This window comes from Marinovum sp. PR37 (genome assembly GCF_028807375.1).
GTDB lineage: Bacteria > Pseudomonadota > Alphaproteobacteria > Rhodobacterales > Rhodobacteraceae > Marinovum > Marinovum algicola.
Window position 1 is genome coordinate 1 of record NZ_JARAML010000019.1, and the last position, 17,667, is coordinate 17,667.

16 protein-coding genes are annotated in these 17,667 nt (G+C 65.6%); 9 read left to right on the top strand and 7 right to left on the bottom strand.

All coding sequences use genetic code 11. From position 1 onward, the window contains the following. The first annotated feature begins 115 nt into the window (after positions 1 to 115). The 7 genes from PVW49_RS15475 (at position 116) to PVW49_RS15505 (ending at position 6,893) form a co-directional block, all read left to right on the top strand. Positions 116 to 1,168, top strand: coding sequence for an ester cyclase (locus tag PVW49_RS15475; RefSeq protein ID WP_274590972.1), 1,053 nt, complete (start codon positions 116 to 118; stop codon positions 1,166 to 1,168). Between the two features lie 97 nt (positions 1,169 to 1,265). Continuing rightward, positions 1,266 to 2,300 carry a LacI family DNA-binding transcriptional regulator gene (locus PVW49_RS15480; RefSeq protein WP_211568964.1) on the top strand — a complete coding sequence of 345 codons (1,035 nt, stop codon included), beginning with the start codon at positions 1,266 to 1,268 and terminating at the stop codon, positions 2,298 to 2,300. A gap of 5 nt (positions 2,301 to 2,305) precedes the next feature. Beyond that, on the top strand, positions 2,306 to 3,289 hold the full coding sequence (locus PVW49_RS15485) for a nuclear transport factor 2 family protein (RefSeq protein ID WP_274564037.1): 984 nt from the start codon (positions 2,306 to 2,308) through the stop codon (positions 3,287 to 3,289). A gap of 90 nt (positions 3,290 to 3,379) precedes the next feature. Continuing rightward, a complete protein-coding gene (locus PVW49_RS15490) occupies positions 3,380 to 4,366 on the top strand; it encodes a cupin domain-containing protein (protein ID WP_274590973.1) in 987 nt (328 codons plus the stop codon). A 21-nt stretch (positions 4,367 to 4,387) separates the two neighbouring features. Next, a complete protein-coding gene (locus PVW49_RS15495) occupies positions 4,388 to 5,509 on the top strand; it encodes a cobalamin-independent methionine synthase II family protein (RefSeq protein WP_274590974.1) in 1,122 nt (373 codons plus the stop codon). After that, positions 5,506 to 6,201 carry an alpha/beta fold hydrolase gene (locus tag PVW49_RS15500; protein WP_274590975.1) on the top strand — a complete coding sequence of 232 codons (696 nt, stop codon included), beginning with the start codon at positions 5,506 to 5,508 and terminating at the stop codon, positions 6,199 to 6,201. The genes PVW49_RS15495 and PVW49_RS15500 overlap by 4 nt, the downstream gene beginning before the upstream one ends. Next, positions 6,198 to 6,893 (top strand): RraA family protein, encoded by a 696-nt coding sequence (locus tag PVW49_RS15505; protein ID WP_274590976.1) that lies wholly within the window; start codon positions 6,198 to 6,200, stop codon positions 6,891 to 6,893. The genes PVW49_RS15500 and PVW49_RS15505 overlap by 4 nt, the downstream gene beginning before the upstream one ends. Positions 6,894 to 6,918: 25 nt before the next feature. Here PVW49_RS15505 and PVW49_RS15510 read toward each other — a convergent pair whose 3' ends face one another. The 7 genes from PVW49_RS15510 to PVW49_RS15540 form a co-directional block, all read right to left on the bottom strand. Then, positions 6,919 to 7,506, bottom strand: a complete 588-nt coding sequence (locus PVW49_RS15510; RefSeq protein WP_430522464.1) for a hypothetical protein — start codon at positions 7,504 to 7,506, stop codon at positions 6,919 to 6,921. Between the two features lie 159 nt (positions 7,507 to 7,665). Next, complete coding sequence (locus PVW49_RS15515) at positions 7,666 to 9,063, bottom strand: selenium-binding protein SBP56-related protein (protein ID WP_274590978.1); 1,398 nt, start codon at positions 9,061 to 9,063, stop codon at positions 7,666 to 7,668. Positions 9,064 to 9,194: 131 nt separating this feature from the next. Beyond that, positions 9,195 to 10,181, bottom strand: a complete 987-nt coding sequence (locus tag PVW49_RS15520) for an acrylyl-CoA reductase family protein (protein ID WP_048535999.1) — start codon at positions 10,179 to 10,181, stop codon at positions 9,195 to 9,197. Between the two features lie 11 nt (positions 10,182 to 10,192). Further along, positions 10,193 to 11,299: a dimethylsulfoniopropionate demethylase gene (locus tag PVW49_RS15525; RefSeq protein WP_048536000.1), complete on the bottom strand. Its 1,107-nt coding sequence runs from the start codon at positions 11,297 to 11,299 to the stop codon at positions 10,193 to 10,195. Further along, positions 11,299 to 12,900, bottom strand: coding sequence for an AMP-binding protein (locus PVW49_RS15530; protein WP_274590979.1), 1,602 nt, complete (start codon positions 12,898 to 12,900; stop codon positions 11,299 to 11,301). The genes PVW49_RS15525 and PVW49_RS15530 overlap by 1 nt, the downstream gene beginning before the upstream one ends. 16 nt (positions 12,901 to 12,916) lie before the next feature. Beyond that, positions 12,917 to 13,546, bottom strand: coding sequence for a DUF1326 domain-containing protein (locus tag PVW49_RS15535; protein ID WP_074838450.1), 630 nt, complete (start codon positions 13,544 to 13,546; stop codon positions 12,917 to 12,919). Between the two features lie 9 nt (positions 13,547 to 13,555). Beyond that, positions 13,556 to 14,275 (bottom strand): DUF2182 domain-containing protein, encoded by a 720-nt coding sequence (locus tag PVW49_RS15540; RefSeq protein ID WP_074838495.1) that lies wholly within the window; start codon positions 14,273 to 14,275, stop codon positions 13,556 to 13,558. A 102-nt stretch (positions 14,276 to 14,377) separates the two neighbouring features. Here PVW49_RS15540 and PVW49_RS15545 point away from each other — a divergent pair, with 102 nt between their 5' ends. After that, positions 14,378 to 15,127, top strand: coding sequence for a FadR/GntR family transcriptional regulator (locus tag PVW49_RS15545; RefSeq protein ID WP_074838447.1), 750 nt, complete (start codon positions 14,378 to 14,380; stop codon positions 15,125 to 15,127). A gap of 104 nt (positions 15,128 to 15,231) precedes the next feature. Then, positions 15,232 to 17,667, top strand: coding sequence for a GcvT family protein (locus PVW49_RS15550; protein WP_274590980.1), 2,436 nt, complete (start codon positions 15,232 to 15,234; stop codon positions 17,665 to 17,667).

The window sequence follows — 17,667 nt, forward strand, 5'->3', positions numbered from 1 at the left end:
AGGGCTTTGTCGGCCATGCCGAGCAATGCAACATCCGGGTCCGCCGCTATGGTGGCGTCAACGTGCCCTACGGCGCAGCCGCGCCGGCCCGCGACGCGGCAGAGTGAGCCCGATCATGGATGTGCCTACCAGAAACAAGGCCGTGATCGCCCGGCTGAGGGCGGCGATGGTGGATTTCGAAGCCGCAGCCGTACGCCGCGCCCTGGACGAGGTCTGTGCGCCCGACGCGGTGTTTCACCTCAGCCATCCGCTCGGCGACAGCACCGGGCCGGAGGCCTTTTACGACGGCGCCTACGCGCCCCTGCTCGCGGCCTGGCCGGATCTGGAGCGGCGCGATTACATCGTCATGGCGGGCCCGGACGAACATGGTGCCGACTGGGTCGGCTGTGGCGGCTATTACACCGGGGTCTTTACCGGGCCCTGGCTGGATATTCCGCCCACCGGCCATCAGGTGACCCTGCGGTTCCACGAATTCTTTCGGATCGAGGCCGGCAAGGTGGTCGAGGTGCAGGCGCTCTGGGACATCCCGGAGGTGATGATGCAGGCCGGGGCCTGGCCGATGGCCCCGTCGCTGGGACGCGAATTCCTGGTGCCGGGCCCGGCCACGCAGGACGGTTTCGTGCCGGGGCCGCATGACCCCGACCGGTCGCTGGCGACGCGGCAACATATTGTCGAGATGCTGGACCATCTCAAGAAGCACCCGAGCGAAGGCGGCCCGGAGGTGATGGAACTGGAGCGGTTCTGGCATCCGCGGATGAACTGGTACGGGCCGGCCGGGATCGGCACCGGCCGCGGAATTGCCGGCTTCCGCAACTGGCACCAGATCCCCTTTCTCGACGCCATGCCCGACCGCGGCAAGGACCGGCACGAGATCACCTATCATTTCTTCGGCGATGGCGATTATGCCGCCGTCACCGGCTGGCCCAACATGGTTCAGACGGTCACCCATGACGGCTGGATGGGGATTGCGCCGACCGGGCAGCGGATCACCATGCGCAGCCTTGATTTCTGGCGCCTCGAGAATGGCCGCATCCGCGAGAACTGGGTGCTGGTCGACCTGCTTGACGCCTATCGCCAGCTTGGGGTTGATGTCTTTGCCCGGCTGCGCGCCTTCAACAAGGCGCGCAACATGGGCCGGATCGAGATACCCGACGGAATGAACGCATGAGGAAACGGCCAGCCCCCCAGTGGTTGCGGCCTGAGGGCCCGCTGTTCCCGGTGACCGGCGGGGCGCGGCCGCTCGCTGGCGGATGGAAGGTGCGCTGATGGCAGAGAAAGTGACATCCCTCAAGGTGGCCGAGCGCGCCGGGGTCAGCCAGTCGGCGGTGAGCCGGGTGTTCACGCCCGGCGCCTCGGTCAGCAAGAAGACCGCGGACAAAGTGCGCAAGGCCGCGGCGGAACTGGGCTATCGGCCCAATGTGCTGGCCCGCGCCATGGTGTCGGGCAAGAGCCGGATCATCGGTCTCGTGGTCGCCTATCTCGAGAATTACTTTTACCCCGAGGCGTTGGAAAAGCTGTCGAATGCCTTGCAGGAAAAAGGTTACCACGTGCTCGTCTTCATGGCCTCGCAGACCGCCGGCAATGTCGACAAGGTTGTCGAGGAGATCCTCGACTATCAGGTCGACGGCATCGTCATGGCCTCGGTCGCCATGTCGTCGGACATTGCCGAGCGCTGTCAGCAGGCCGGCGTGCCGGTGGTGCTGTTCAACCGCTACGAAGATCGCGAAGGCGTTGCCGCCGTCACTTCCGACAATTTCGCCGGCGGCCGCAAGGCGGCCGAGTTCCTGCTGGCCGGCGGGCATCAGCGCATCGCCCTCATCGCCGGCTGGGAAGGCGCCTCGACCCAGCGTGACCGCGAAGCCGGTTTTCGTTCCGCGCTTTCCCAGGCGGGCCAGCCGGTCTTTGCCCGTGGCAAGGGGGAGTTCAAGGCCGAGGCGGCGCGGGATGCGGCGCGCAGCATGTTCGACGTCCCCCCCGACCAGCGGCCCGACGCGGTTTTTGTCGCCAATGACCACATGGCCTTTTCGGTGATGGATGTGATCCGCTTCGAACTGGGCCTGTCGATCCCTGGCGACGTCTCGGTGGTGGGCTATGACGACGTGCCACCGGCGGCCTGGCTCGCCTATGACCTGACCACCCTGCGCCAGCGCGCCAACCTGATGGTCGCCGAGACCGTCGCCACGCTGATGCGCCTTATCGAAACCCCCGATGCCGCCGCGCCCCGGAAAACCGCACTGGACTGCCCGCTAATCGTGCGCGGTTCGGCCCGGGTGCCCCTAGGCTGGACTTCCGAAGGATGACCCAAATGCAAGGCTTTGACCCCAAGTTCGTCGATTTTCCCGATTACATCATCGGCATCACCAAGGAAATCTGGGAAGATCGCGGCATCGCCACGCTGCACGAGTATTACGCCAAGGATATCGTCGTGCGTTCGCCCGCCTCGGTGGTGATCGGCAATGACGGGGTGATCGCGGCCACCATGGCAACGCTGGCCGAATTTCCCGACCGCACGCTGCTGGGCGAGGATGTGATCTGGTCGGGCACGCCCGAGACCGGGATGCTGTCGTCACACCGTTTGCTGTCGACGGCGACGCATCTTGGCGACGGCGTCTACGGCAAGGCCTCGGGGCGCAAGCTTGTCTATCGGATCCTGGCCGATTGCCACGCCAGAAACAATGCCATCGACGATGAATGGCTGATCCGCGACCAGGGCGCGATCGTGCGGCAGATGGGGCTCGATCCCAAGGAATACGCCGCCGCGATGATCGCCCGCGAAGGCGGGCCCGAGGTGGCGGCGCGCCCGCTCTCGCCCGAGACCGACCGGCGCGGACCGTACACCGGCCAAGGCAATGAAAATGCCTGGGGCGACCGCTATGCGGATATCATACGCCGGATCATGACCGCCGACATGGCGGTGATCGAGCGGGACTATGATCGCGCGGTCCATTCGGAATACCCCGGCGGTGTGACCGGGCATGGGCGCGGGCCGGTCGACCGGTTCTGGATGGGGCTCAGAGCCTCCTTTCCCAATGCCGAGTTCACCATCCACCACCAGATTGGGCGCGACGATCCGATGATGCCGCCCCGCGCCGCGCTGCGCTGGAGCCTCTGGGGCAAGCACGACGGCTGGGGCGCCTTTGGCGCGCCGACCGGAGCGCAGGTCTATGTCCTGGGGATCTCGCATGCCGAATTCGGCGCGCTGATCGGCGGCCAGCCGCAGCTGCGCCGGGAGTATACGCTTTATGACGAAACGGCGGTCTGGAAACAGATCCTGATGCACGCCGGCTGACGTTCGACACACGCGTGCCCCGGGCCTGACCCGGGGCCTCATGGTTACCGCAAGAGGTCCCGGATCAGGTCCGGGACGGGAATGGACAAGATGACAAACGACACCCAGATGGCCGACCGCATCGTCCGGTACGGCGCGCTCAAACCCTGCAAGACCGCCTTCATCGACGCCCATACCCCGGGCTCGGACCGCAAGGAGAACTTTACCATCATCGGCGGCGGCGTCTCGGAAAGCCCCGATCAGCACGTTCACGTCACCCTGCCTCACGGCTTCAACATCGGCGCTGCCGGACAGCCGCCGAACTGCCGCAACTCGCTGCATTCGCACCGTACCGCCGAGGTCTTTTTTGTACTGTCCGGTCGCTGGCGCTTTTTCTGGGGCCGCTGGGGCGACGCCGGTGAAGTGGTGCTTGAAAAGGGCGACATCTTCAACATTCCCACTGGCATCTTTCGCGGCTTCGAGAACATCGGCGATGACTACGGTATGATCATGGCTGTGCTCGGCGGCGACGATGCCGGCGGCGGGGTGATCTGGGCGCCGCAGGTGATCGAGGATGCCCGCGACCACGGGTTGATCCTGTCGGAAGAGAGCAAGCTCTACGACAGCAAGCAGGGCGAACATCTGCCGGAGGGCATCTCGCCGATGCCGCTGCTCAGCGAGGACGAGCTGCGCGCCTTTCCCGAACCGGGCACCCGCGATGTCGTGCCCGGCTACGTTGCGCGCTACTGGGATCTGCATGCCCTGGCCGACCGCACGCCGGCGCTGGTGATCGGCGAAAACGGCGTGTTGCGCGACAAGCCCGGCTTCGAGGTGGGTCTGCTGACCCGCGGCTCGTCGACCGAGGAGATGCACCGGCATGACCGGCCTTCGGTGCTCATGCCTGTCACCGGCCACTGGAACGTCGTCTGGGCCGGCAATGACAGCTATTCCGCCGGCGAAACCGTGCTTGCCCCCGGCGACACGATGTCGGTGCCCGAGGGGCTCGATCACACCGCCTATCCGTCGATGTCGGGCGATGCGGCGCTGTATCACGTGGTTGCCACCGGCGACGCCCCCGGCGCCACCTGGACCGAATGACCGACGCAAGGAGGCCCTGAAATGCCCGTATCCACCACCCATGTCGGCTCGTTGCCGCGCAGCCAGAAAGTCGTCGACTTCATCTTTGCCCGCGAGAAGGACGAACCCTACGATCCGGCCGCCTTCGACGCCGCCATGACCGAAGCGGTGTCCGACACCGTGCGGAAACAGGCCGAGGCCGGCATCGAGATCGTGTCTGACGGTGAAACCTCCAAGATCAGCTATGCCACCTACGTCAAGGACCGGTACACCGGGTTTTCCGGCGACAGCCCGCGCAACGCGCCGGCCGATCTCAAGATGTTTCCCGGCTTTCTGAAACGCATCGCCGACGAAGGCGGCACGCCGCAATATGCAAGGCCGATGTGCGTCGATGCGGTGACTTCCAAAGGTCAGGACGAGCTGAACAAGGACATCGCCAACCTCAAGGCGGCAATGGCGGCTCATGGTGTCGAGCGCGGCTTCATGAATGCCGCCTCGCCCGGCGTGATCTCGCTCTTTCTGCAAAACGATTATTACAAGACCCGCGAAGCCTATCTCGCCGCCCTCGCCGATGCGATGAAGGCGGAATACGAAACCATCGTCGCCGCCGGGCTCGATCTGCAACTCGACTGCCCCGACCTGGCCCTGTCGCGCCACATGCTGTTTGGCGATCTCACCGACGCCGAATTCCTCAAGGTCGCGGCCGCCCATGTCGAGGCGCTCAACCACGCGCTGACCGAGGTGCCGCAAGATCGCGTTCGCGTGCACATCTGCTGGGGCAACTACGAGGGCCCGCATTGCTGCGACATCGGCATGGACAAGGTGTTTTCCACCCTGATGGCCACCCGGTCGCGGTATGTGCTATTCGAGACCTCAAACCCCCGCCACGGCCATGAGTGGACCGTGTTCCGCGACCGGAAGTCCGAGATCCCCGATGACAAGGTGCTGGTGCCCGGCGTGGTCGACACGACGACCAATTTCGTCGAACACCCCGACCTCGTGACCCAGCGGATCGAACGCTTTACGGAAATCGTCGGGGCCGAGCGGGTGATCGCCGGATCGGATTGCGGCTTTGGCACCTTCGCGGGCTTTGGCGCGGTCGATCCCGACATTGCCTATGCCAAGTTGCAGGCCCTCTCGGACGGCGCCGCGCAGGCGCGATGACCCCGCTTGTCCTGATCCCCGGAATGATGTGCGACGCGCGGCTGTTCGCGCCGCAGATCGCCGCGTTTTCGGGCAACCGCGGCCTTCATCTGGCACCGATCGCTGCACAGGACAGCGTGCCGGCGCTTGCCGCCCAAATCCTCGCCAGCGCGCCGCCGCGATTTGCGTTGGCGGGGCTATCGATGGGCGGAATCGTGGCGATGGAGGTGCTGCGGCAGGCGCCCGACCGGGTTGACCGGATCGCCCTGATGGATACCAACCCGCGCGCCGAAAACGACGCGGTCAAAGTCCGTCGCCGGCCACAGCTCGAAGCCGTGGCGCAGGGCCGGCTGGCGCAGGTGATGCGCGAGGAGATGAAGCCCAACTATCTCGCGCCCGGACCGCGCCGGGCCGACATTCTCGACCTCTGCCTCGAGATGGCGCTGGCGCTCGGGCCCGAGGTCTTTGCCCGCCAGTCCCGTGCCTTGATGGACCGGCCCGACCAATGCGACACCCTGCGCGCGGCGCGGCTGCCGGCGCTGGTGCTCTGCGGCCGGGCGGATGCGCTCTGCCCGGTTCATCGCCATGAGTTGATGGCCAATCTGATCCCCGGCGCGCGGCTCGAAATTGTCGAGGAGGCTGGCCATTTGCCCACCCTCGAACGCCCCGAGTTCGTCAACGCAGCGCTTGGACGCTGGCTGGAGGCCGCATGAACGACCCGCTGCTGACCTTGCTGTGCAAGGTCGATACCCCCACCGTCTGCAACGCCATCGAAGTGGCCCAGGGCCAACGCGGATTCGATGCCTTCACGCGTGGCACCATCCTGGCCTCGGCGCCGGACAGCCCGGCCATGGTGGGCTATGCCCGCACCGCAAGGATCGCCGCCAACCAGCCCCCCGAGGATCCGGCCGAGGTGATCAGGGCCCGGCGCATGGATTATTACCGCCACATGGCCAGCGGCCCGCGCCCGGCCATCACCGTGGTCGAAGACCTCGATTTCCCGGCCTGCACCGGTGCCTTCTGGGGCGAGATCAACGCCACCGTGCACAAGGGTTTTGGCTTGGGTGGCGCGCTGACCAATGGCGTGATGCGCGACCTCGGCGACCTGCCGACGGGCTTTCCGGTTCTGGCGGGCTCGGTCGGCCCGAGCCACGCCTTTGTTCATGTCCGTGACGTGGGCACGGCGGTCACCCTGTTCGGCCTGACCATCAATGACGGCGATCTCGTCCACGCCGACCGCCACGGCGCGGTGGTGATCCCGCCAGACGTCCTGCCCGGGCTGGAGGCCGCGATCGCCCAGCTGATGGTGACCGAAAGGATCGTGCTCGACGCCGCGCGCCGCCCGGATTTCGATATCGCCCGCTTCGAGACCGCCTGGGCCGCCTTCGAGAAAGCCCGGACCTGAAGCCGGGCATTCGGGCGCCCCGGCCTCAGCTGCGCCAGGCGCCCGCCAACCCGATGCCCCCCACCGCGACCAGCGACACCGCCCAGACCAGATCGAGGTTGAACCAGGTCTTCGAGACCACCCGCACCCCGAGCCAGAGGTAGACCAGCAAGGCCAGGGCTCCCCCGGCCAGCACCATGGCCAGGGTGTGCACCGCCGCGACCGCCAGCGCGGTGCCGAGATTGGCCGCCATGAGCGCGGTCGCCGCCGCGTGCCCGGCGTCGAGGCCATCGGCCGCGCAAAGCCCCAGATACATCGGCACCAGCATCAGCCCCGCGCCATGTGCCAGCGCGGCGAGGAAAGACCAGAGCGCCAGTTTCGATGGCGGCACCCGCGAAAGAATGCGCGGGTGCCGCCGGTTGACCAGCAGATAGGCCCCCATGGCGATGACGATCAGCGCCGCCAGGATGCGGATCTCGCGTTGCCAGTCGACCAGCGCCACCATCAGCGAGAACGGCAGCAGGATCGCCGTCATCGACAGGAAATGCCCGGTCGCCAGCCCCGCCAGCGCCTGTGGCAAGGCCGTGGCCCGGCGCTCCATCAGCGCCGAAGACACCGCCAGTGGCCAGCCCATGCCTGGGTTCAGCCCGTGATAGACGCCGACGGCCACGACCGCCCACCAGAGCCCGGCATCACCGCTCAAGACAACGCCCGCCCCGGACTTGATCCGGGGCCTCTTGGTCAGCCGTAGCGAATAGGTCCCGGGGCGAACCCGGGACGGGCGCGGCGCCGCTCACGCCGACGGGTAGCAGAAGCTGTCGGTCGAACAATCGCCGCCCTCGAGCCGGATCTGGTGGCTGCGATAGCCCTTCGGGAAATCGACCCAGAAATCCGGGTCGAGCGCGAAACTGCCGTTTTCGTTCCGGGCCATCACCATCGCGGCCCCGCGATCGCCAGGATAGAACTGGTCATCCCAGGTCGAATAAAGCGAATTGGTCCAGTAGACCCGTTTGCCGTCGCGGCTGATCTCGACCATCTGCGGCCCATAGCCGAAATCCGCGCCATTGGGATGCTTGGTCTTCTTGACGATGCCACCGATCTCGACCTTGCCGGCAAGCACAGGGTTCATCGGATCGCTGACGTCATACTGATGCATCTCGCCGGTGCCCCAACAGGAGACATAGAGATACTTGTCATCCAGCGACAGGTCGATGTCGGTCACCAGTGGCGGCACCGCCTCGAACCCCTTGAGCAGCTCGGGCAACGCGTCAGCGGCAGCCGGTTGCGGATCGATGGTGACGGTCTTCTTGGCGTCAAAGCTGCCATCCTCGTTGCGCCACCAGGTAAAGATCGCGCCTTGCAGGTTGGTGGTGTCCACCACCACGCCACAGAACCCGTATTGTTTGGCCGGATCATGCGCCGGGCGGATCTCCAGCGCCATCTGATGATTTTCGCCGAGGTCAATGGTCTGCACGCATTTGCGCGCCCGCAGATCCCAGAAGTGGATCGAGTGACCATATTTGTTCGACAGCAGGTCTTCGGGCACGATACCATTCTCGAACTGCGGCGGCAGGCCCCATTCCGAGCTGACCATGTAGTCGCGCGGCAGATTCCACCAGAAATCGTAGTGTTTGTCCTGCGCGCCCCGGTCCATTTCATAGCGGCCGCGGATCTCGAAAGTCTCGCAATCCATGATGAAGATGCCCGGAGGCCCATCGGTGCCGTCCTTGCCGCCGCCGCCCAGGGTCGAGACATAGATGCCCTCGGGGCCGCAATGGATGGTGTGCGGGCGGGAATAGCCGGTCTTTTCGAAGAGTTCTTCCGGCTCGATGATCTTGTGGATCTTGGCCTTCAACGGCTCTTTCACATCGATCACGTAGATCCGCGACGAACGGATGCCGGGAATGATCAGGTAGCGCCGTTCGAGGAAGGCATGGCCGGTCAAAGGCGACAGCGCCGAAGAACAGGCGTTCCAGCCGAAATGGTGAAATTCGTCGCCCTTGTTGGGCATGAAGAGGCTGTGCTTGATCTCGCCGAAACTGTCCGACGCGGGGTCCACGTCGACAACGGCAAGACCATCGGGCTGCGTGCCGTCGGGGCTGAGCAATAGGGTAAAGGCAAGTTTTTCTACAGGCCCCTGCATCGCCGCCTTGGCCGAGGGGTAAAACGTCGGATCCGGTCTCAAAGTCATTACAGTTCCTCCCTTGAAAAAACGATGTGGTGGATCGTAATGCTCGGCCCCTGTTGCGGGCAGCTTGTGCCGCCGCCCTGCAATCTCTTGCGATCCGGGCGACCCTCCCTGCCGCCCGAAGGGTCATCGGCTCAGCCCGTCACATCGACGACGACTCGGCCCTTGACCTGTCCTTTGAGGATATCACGCCCCAGTTGCGGCAGATCCGACAATACCGCCGGCTGCACCATGGCCTCGAGCTTGTCCATCGGCAGATCCCGGGCGATGCGCTTCCAGGCGCGGACCCGGTTGTCATAGGGCTGCATCACGCTGTCGATGCCCAGCAGGTTGACGCCCCGCAGGATGAAGGGGGTGATCAGCGCGCCTTCGATCGCCGCCCCGCCGGCCAGGCCGATGGCCGCGACCGACGAGCCGTATTGCATCTGCTTGAGCACCCGGCCCAGCATCGAACCCGCCACCGCATCGACGCAGCCACCCCATTGTTCGGCTTCCAGCGGCTTTTTCGACACGTCGCTCAGATCGTCGCGAGCGACGATCTGGCTGGCGCCGAGGCCCTTGAGATAGCCCTCCTGTTCCGGCCGCCCGGTGACCGCCGCCACCTCGTGCCCCAGCTTGGCCAGCAGCGCCGTCGCCACCGAGCCCACACCGCCTGCCGCGCCGGTGACCAGCACCGGCCCGTCCTTGAGCCCCTGATCCTCCAGCGCCATCACCGCCAGCATCGCGGTCAGACCGGCGGTGCCCACCGCCATCGCCTGACGGGTGTCGAGACCCTCGGGCAGCGGCACCAGCATGTCGGCCTTGACCCGGGCCTTCTCGGCATAGCCGCCCCAGCGGTTCTCACCGACGCGCCAGCCGGTCAGCACCACCTTGTCGCCGGGCTTGTAACGGGCGTCGTCAGAGCTCTCGACCGTGCCGGCGAAGTCAATGCCGGGCACATGCGGATAGTTGCGCACCAGCCCGCCGCCCGGCCCGATGCAGAGCCCGTCTTTGTAGTTCACCGTCGAATATTCCACCGCCACGGTCACGTCGCCCTCGGGCAGCTGGTCTTCGCTGACCTGCGCCACGCTGGCGGATGTCTTGCCCTCGTCGTTCTTTTCGACAAGCAGTGCCTTGAACATGTGGTCTCTCCTTAAATCCAGAAATTGTCTTTGACGGTCGCCGGGCGCGTACCGTCCGGGGCCTCGACCGTCACTTCGGTGCCGGGGTCCCAATGGGTCATGCGGATCATGCCGATGGCCACGTTGGTGTCGAAATCCGGTGACCAGGCTGCCGAGGACACGCGGCCCACGATCTTGTCTCCCGCCCGGATCGGCCAGAACCGGTCACAGCCGCCGGGCAGCGGATCGCCACCCATGGCGATCGGCCGGATCTGCTTGACCGGCCCTTCCACCGCCACCCGAAGCAGCGCGTCACGGCCGATACAGCCAATCGCCGTCTGGGTGTTGCAGAACTTGCCCAACCCGCATTCATGCGGCGTGTTGTCGTCGGTCATGTCATTGCCGTAAGACAGCAGCCCGCCCTCGACACGCTCGATCCCGTTGGGGCAGCCGGCGTGCACATCCAGCGACCTGCCGGCCTCCATCAGCGCATGCCATAGCGGCATGCCGATGTCGGAGCCTTCGACGTAGATCTCGAACCCGCCCTGCTTGGAATAGCCCGAGCGCGCGACCACCAGATCGCGGCCCTGGAAATCAAGCACCTTGTAGCGGAAAAAGCGGATGTCGCGCACGGTGTCGCCGAACACCGCCGCCATCAGATCATCCGACTTCGGCCCCTGCACCGCCAGCGGCGAGACATCGGGCTCATCCACCAGAACATCGAGCCGGTAGCCATAGGCCAGCCCCTTGACCCAGTAGAGCAGATCACTGTCGGCGATCGAAATCCACCAGCGGTCCTCGGCCAGTTTCACCGCCACCGGGTCGTTCAGCATGCCGCCGGTCTCGTCGACGATGGGCACGTAGTAGCATTGCCCCGGCAGCATCGAGCGCAGGTCGCGTGGAGTGAGCAATTGCATCAGCCGGCTGGCGTCGGGGCCGCGCAGCTCGACCTGCCGTTCACAGGCCACGTCCCAGACCTGCACCGCCTCTTTCAGATGCCGGTAATCCTCCTGCATCGAGCGGAAGACGGTCGGCAGCAGCATGTGGTTGTAGACCGTATAAGCCTTGACGCCGGCGGCCTCGACGCCTTCGGAAAACGGCGTGCGGCGAAGACGACGGGAAGGGGAAATCAGCGCCATCAGCCAAGCTCCTTGATGCGGTTGCGCAGTTGAAATTTCTGGACCTTGCCGGTCGATGTCTTGGGGATCGGCTCGAAGATCACCGATTTCGGCGTCTTGAACCCGGCCAGATGCTCGCGACAGAAGGCGATGATACTGGCCTCGTCGGCCTGCGATCCGGCGCGCAGCTCGACAAAGGCGCAGGGCGCCTCGCCCCATTTCGGATGTGGTCGGGCGACCACGGCGGCAGTCTGGATGTCGGGGTGGCGATAGAGCACCGCCTCGACCTCGACGGAAGAGACATTCTCGCCGCCGGAAATGATGACATCCTTGAGCCGGTCGCGGATCTGGATGTAGCCGTCGTCGAACACCACCGCGCCATCGCCCGACCAGAACCAGCCGTCCTGCATCGCCTCGGCGGTGGCCTGCGGGTTTTTGTAATAGCCCTTCATCACCGTATTGGCGCGGATCGCGATCTCTCCTTGCGTCTCGCCATCGGCAGGCACCAGCCGGCCGGTCTTGCGGTCGAACACCGCGACATCCTCGACCATGGGCAGCGCCACGCCCTGCCGGGCGCGATGGCTGGCCTGGGTGCCGGCGTCCAGCCCGACCCATCCCGGTTGCGGCAGGCATTGCGAGATATGGCCGTAGGTTTCGGTCAACCCATAGACATGCATCACCTCGGCTCCCAGAGCGGCCATCCGTTCGAGGATGGCAGGCGGCGGCGGCGCGCCGGCGGTCATGACGTTGAGCGGCGGGTCGAAGCGCGGCGCGTCGGGGCTCTCGGCCAGCATTTGCAGGATCACCGGCGCAGCCCCGAAATGCGTCACGCCATTGGCCTGGATCGCGGCAAAGAGGTCTTCGGGGGCGTAGGATTTCGGAAACACCATGGTGCCGCCCATGATCGCGACCATCCAGGGATGGCCCCAACCGTTGCAATGAAACATCGGCACCACCGACATGTAGACCGGCCGTTGCGGCATGGCCCAGGCCGCCACCGTGCCCATCGCCATCAGATAGGCACCGCGATGATGATAGATCACACCCTTGGGCCGGCCGGAGGTGCCCGAGGTGTAATTCAGCGCCATCGCCTGCCATTCGTCGGCCGGCAGCCCGTCGCCGTCGAACGGCGCGGCGAGGAAATCGTCAAACGTTGTGGCGCTCTGCGCTGCGCCCCCGGGCAGCGGGATCTCGATGACCTCAGGCCGGTTTTCCGCCAGCGTCAGCGCATCCCGCACCAGCCCGAGCATGTCGGTCGAAGCAAGAATCAGCCGGCTGTCGGAATGGTCGAGGATATAGCCGATGGTCTCGGCTTCGAGCCGGGTGTTCAGCGCCGACAGCACTGCCCCGGCCATCGGCACCGCGAAATGCGCCTCGAACAGTTCCGGCAGGTTGGGCGCGATCACCGTGACTGTGTCGCCGACCCCGATGCCCCGGGCCGTCAGCCCGCCGGCAAAGCGGCGCACGCGGTCGTGAACCTCGCCCCAGGTGCGGCGCACATCGCCCTGCACCGTCGCGACGTGATCCGGGTGGACAACAGCGGCGCGTTTCAGGAAAGACACCGGCGAGAGCGGCACATGATTGGCCGCCCCCGGTGCGAAAGCGTCGAAATGCTCCTGCATCCCCTGCCTCCCGGCGTTAACGTGGTCCGTGCCAGTCGATCTGGCAGATCTCGGCCGAGCGACCGTCGAAATCCCAGACCCGGCCGTGGGCGCGTACCCGGCTCTTGGTGGCGGTGGCGACGGTGATGTCGGGGCCCATCCAGTAATCGGTGTTGGTGATCACGGTTTCCTTGCCCTGGGCGTTGGTCACCGGCACCACTTCGCCCTGGATCTTCTTGCCGACCATCAACCGGCGGGCGTTGCCCTCGGTCTCGAAGCTCACCGGTGCGCGCTCGGCGCCGAGGAATTCGCTGACCAGCATGCCGAAAAGCCCGGTGGTGCCCCGCGCCGCGCCCGAGAAGATGGCGACCAGCGCGTCATAGGCCGCCTCGCTGGCATTTTCGTCGATATAGGCGGCGGCCTTCCAGTTGCCGCGGCCCATGTTGCCGGGGATGTCCATGATCAGCCCGACGTTGAGGCCCGACAGCGTCTCATCGCCATAGGCGCCGTCGTCGATCCGGATGCCGACCCAGGCCTGGCAATAGCCTTCGGTGGGCGGGTGCTTGCCCAGGCTGACAACGCAGGGACAGAACACCGTGCAGTTGCAGTTCAGGATCAGCTCCCCCTTGATGGTCCAATCGGGGATTTGGGTGGCGTCGAGTGGCATGGTTCCTCCCTAGAACAATGGCAGTGCAAAGCCTGCGGCAATCAGCGCCAGGCCCAGCGGTTTCGTCAGATAGCGCCCGATGTCGGGCAGTTTTTCCAAAGTCATCAGCACCATGGCGAGCCCCATGAAGGCCAGGTTCATGGTGCCGCCGATGAAGGCGAGCAGCATCAGCGCCCAGCAGCAGCCCACGCAGTCGAGCCCCAGCCGCAACCCGTTGCGGAACGGGCCTTCCTCCCAATGCTGGATGAAGAAGGTCAGCGGCGCGCGGCAGCGCGACAGGCAGGCGGCCTTCATCTCGGTGAACTGATAGGCCCCGGCGCCGATCAGCAGCAGAGCGGTCAGCGGCACCGACAGGCTCTGCCCGAGCGTGCCGATCAAGCCTGCGCGAAAGAGCGCCACCTGCGCTGCGGCGGCCACCAGCGAAAAGCCGAGCCAGGCGCTCAGATAACCGCCCACCAGCTTGCCGAACCCGGTCGACGTGACATGGCCAAGGTCATCGTAGGTGCGCAGGGCGGGCAAGGCCGTCGGGGCCATCATCGCCGCCGACATCAACGCCCACATGGCAAAGGCGGGGCCAAAGCCCGACGCCCCCAAAAGGCCGCCGCACAGCAGCTCGATCACGCCCGCGCCATAGGTCGCCTCGAGGGCGCGCAGCTCATTGGGGATCGCCATGGCAAACAACGCCAGCCAGGCCAGCAACAGCACCGCGAAGAAGCCCAGCCAGTGCATCCGGCCGACCGAAATGCCACGCAATGCCTGCACGCGCCCTCTCCTTCTTGCCTTGGGCCCCCTGTCTGGGGTAAAAATGCCTGACAATTAAATGTAAGACAAATGAAAAAAACGGAACGAAATCAACGTAGCGATCTGCCAGCACAGATCGCCAAGGCGCTGCGGGATGCGATTCTCTCGGGAGAGCTGACCGCCGATGACCGGCTTCCTTCCGAATCGGACCTGGCCGAAACCTTCGAGGTGTCCCGCCCCACCGTGCGCGAAGCGCTCAAACGGCTGGCGGCGCAATCGCTGATCCGCACCGAGCGCGGCGCCTTTGGCGGGGCCTTCGTGCGGCGGCTGTCTTATGACGAGGCGCAGGCCCAGCACGCCAGCACCTCGACGCTGCTGCTGTCGATCAACGAGGTCGATTTCGCCGTCGCCTGCGAGGCGCGCTATGCGCTGGAGACCTCGGTCACTGCGCTAGCCTGCGCCCGCCGCAGCGCCGACGACCTGGCGGCAATGCGCGAAGAGATTGCGCGGCAGGGGCGCGGCGGCCTGTCGGACGAGGAGTTCTGCGCCTCAGACGTGGCGCTGCACCGCCGGCTGGTCGATGCGGCGGGCAACCCGATCCTCTCGTATCAGCTTGCCGGGGCGGTCGAGGCGATGCAGCCGTTGATGAACATGATCACCTTTTCCGCCCGCTCGCGCGAGGAAATCATCACTCTGCACACCCGCCTGACCGACGCCGTCGAGGCGGGTGTCCCTGAGGCAGCGAATGCCACGCTTGCCGCGCTCGAGCGCTATACGCTGGAGCTGGGCCAAGGCGTGATCGCCCTGCGCGCCAGGCGGTCTCGGCCCGAGACCGGCTGAGGCCGGAGCCCGGCCCGAATTCGCATCGGGCGCGGGTGGTTTTCCATTGCATGCGCCGGAATTCTCCGCTTGCATCCGGTTGCAAGCAGCAGGGGGCATCGGGCATGAAAACGCGAACCAAGGCAGTGGTCATCGGCGGCGGTATCGCCGGGTGTTCGACGCTTTACCACCTTGTACAGGAAGGCTGGAGCGACGCGGTGCTCGTCGAACGTGACGAGCTGACCTCGGGCACCACCTGGCATTCGGCCGCCCAGGTGACCAATTTCGGCATGACCCAGACCATGGTGGGGCTGAAAAGCCATTCCATCGCGCTCTACAAGAGGCTGCGCGACGATCCCGACTATCCGGTCGGCTACCACCACGGCGACGGCGGCATCCGGCTGGCCAATACCGAGGCGCAGATGCAGGGCTATCGCCACTTCGCCTCGATGGCACGCGGCATGGGAGTGGAATTCGATGTGATCGACGCCGCGGAATGCGCCCGGCGGCATCCGCTGATCTCGACCGATAACCTGCTTGGCGGGCTCTGGGACGGCGCGGATGGCGATATCGATCCGGCGCAGCTTTGTCAGGCGCTGGCCTTTCACGCCCGCAGGGGCGGCGCCGAGGTCTATCGCAGCACCGAGGTAACCGGGTTGACGCAAAGGTCCGATGACACCTGGACGGTGCACACCGACAAGGGCGATATCGAATGCGATGTGGTGGTCAACGCCTGCGGCTACCGGGTCAACGAGGTGGGCGCCATGATGGGGGTGCAGCATCCGGTGGCCTCGATGGAGCACCAGTATTTTGTCACCGAGGATATCCCGGCGATTGCCGAGGCCGGCCACCGCATGCCGCTGCTGCGCTGTCCGATCAGCGATTACTACTGCCGGCAGGAAAAGAACGGGCTGCTGCTCGGATTCTATGAACAGGACTGCAAGACCTGGGGGATGGACGGCATCAGCCCCGGGTTTTCAAACGATCTCTGCCCGGATGATCTCGACCGGGTGATGGATGTGCTGGAAGGTGCGTTTGCGCGCATGCCCGCGCTGACCGAGGCCGGTATCAAGCGGGTGGTGAACGGCCCGATCACCTATACCATCGACGGCGCGCCGCTGGTCGGGCCGATCCCGGGCAAGCGCAATGCCTTTTGCATCATCGGCCTGCGCGCAGGCGTTGGCGAAGGCGGTGGCCATGGCTGGCTTCTGGCGCAGCAGATCGTGCATGGCGAAGCCTGTTATGACACCTGGGTGGTGGACCCGCGCCGCTTTGGCCCGCAGTGCAATGTCGAGCTGACCGCGCTCAAAGCGATCGAGGACTACCAGAACGAATTCCGCTTTCACTTCCCGCATGAACACCGCCCCGCAGGCCGCAATGCCCGCGTCACGCCGCTGACCCCGGTACTGGCGGCCGAGGGCGCCGAATTCACCGTCGTCAATGGATGGGAGCGGGTGGACTACATCAAGCCGACACCGGATTTTCACCCCTCGCTGACCTTCGATTTCGACGAGACCTTCGAAACCGTCGGCGCCGAGGTGAAGAATGTCCAGGAAAATGTCGGCCTCTGCGAGGTCAACGGATTCAACCGCTTCGAGATCACCGGCGCCGACCGGCATGAATTCCTTGACCGGATGTTCTGTGGCACGGTCACGCGCCGGCCCGGCCGGGTCGGGCTGGGCTATCTTCTCAACCATCACGGTATGCTCAAGGGCGAGGCCACCATCGCGAACCTGCCGGCCAGCGACCGGGGGCCCGCGCGCGTCTGGTACGGGTCTGCGGCGGCGGCGGAATTGCACGACATGGATTGGCTACAGGCGCATCTGCGCGCCGATGAGGATGTGCAGATCGGCAGCCTGACCAACGCGCAGACGATCCTCGTGCTGGCCGGCCCCAGGGCGCGGACGGTGCTCTCGGCCTGCGCGCGGGGCGATTGGTCGGCCGTGGCCTTTCCCTGGCTTTCGGTGCGGGAATGTTTCATCGGCATCGCCCCGGCCACGGTGCTGGCGGTCAGCTTCTCCGGCGAACCCGCCTATGAGATCCATGTGCCGAACAGCGCGCTTCTTGCCGCTTATCACGCGCTGCGCGACGCCGGCGCGGCGCATGGCCTGCGGCTGTTCGGGGCGCGGGCCGTGGACTCGATGCGCATGGAAAAGGGCTTTCTGCACTGGAAAGCGGATATCCTGACGGAGTTTGACCCTTTCGAAACCGGGCTCGACCGCTTTGTGCGAATGAAAAAGCCCGGATTCATCGGCAAACCGGCATTGCAACGGCGCCGCGCCGAGGGGCCACGGAAACGGCTGGTGACCCTGAGCCTCGATACCCGGCAGGCCCCCGCCCATGCCGGTGCCTCGCTCATGCAGGATGACAGGGTGGTGGGTTCGATCACCTCTGGCGCATGGGGCCACCGGACCGGGCTCAACCTGGCTTATGCCTTTGTAGAGCCCGATCTGGCGAAAGCTGGCCGCGCCTTGCAGCTCGACCTCTGCGGCCGGATGGTGGCCGCCGAGGTCATCGCGCCGAGCCCCTATGACCCGGACTTCGCCTTGCTGCGCGGCTGA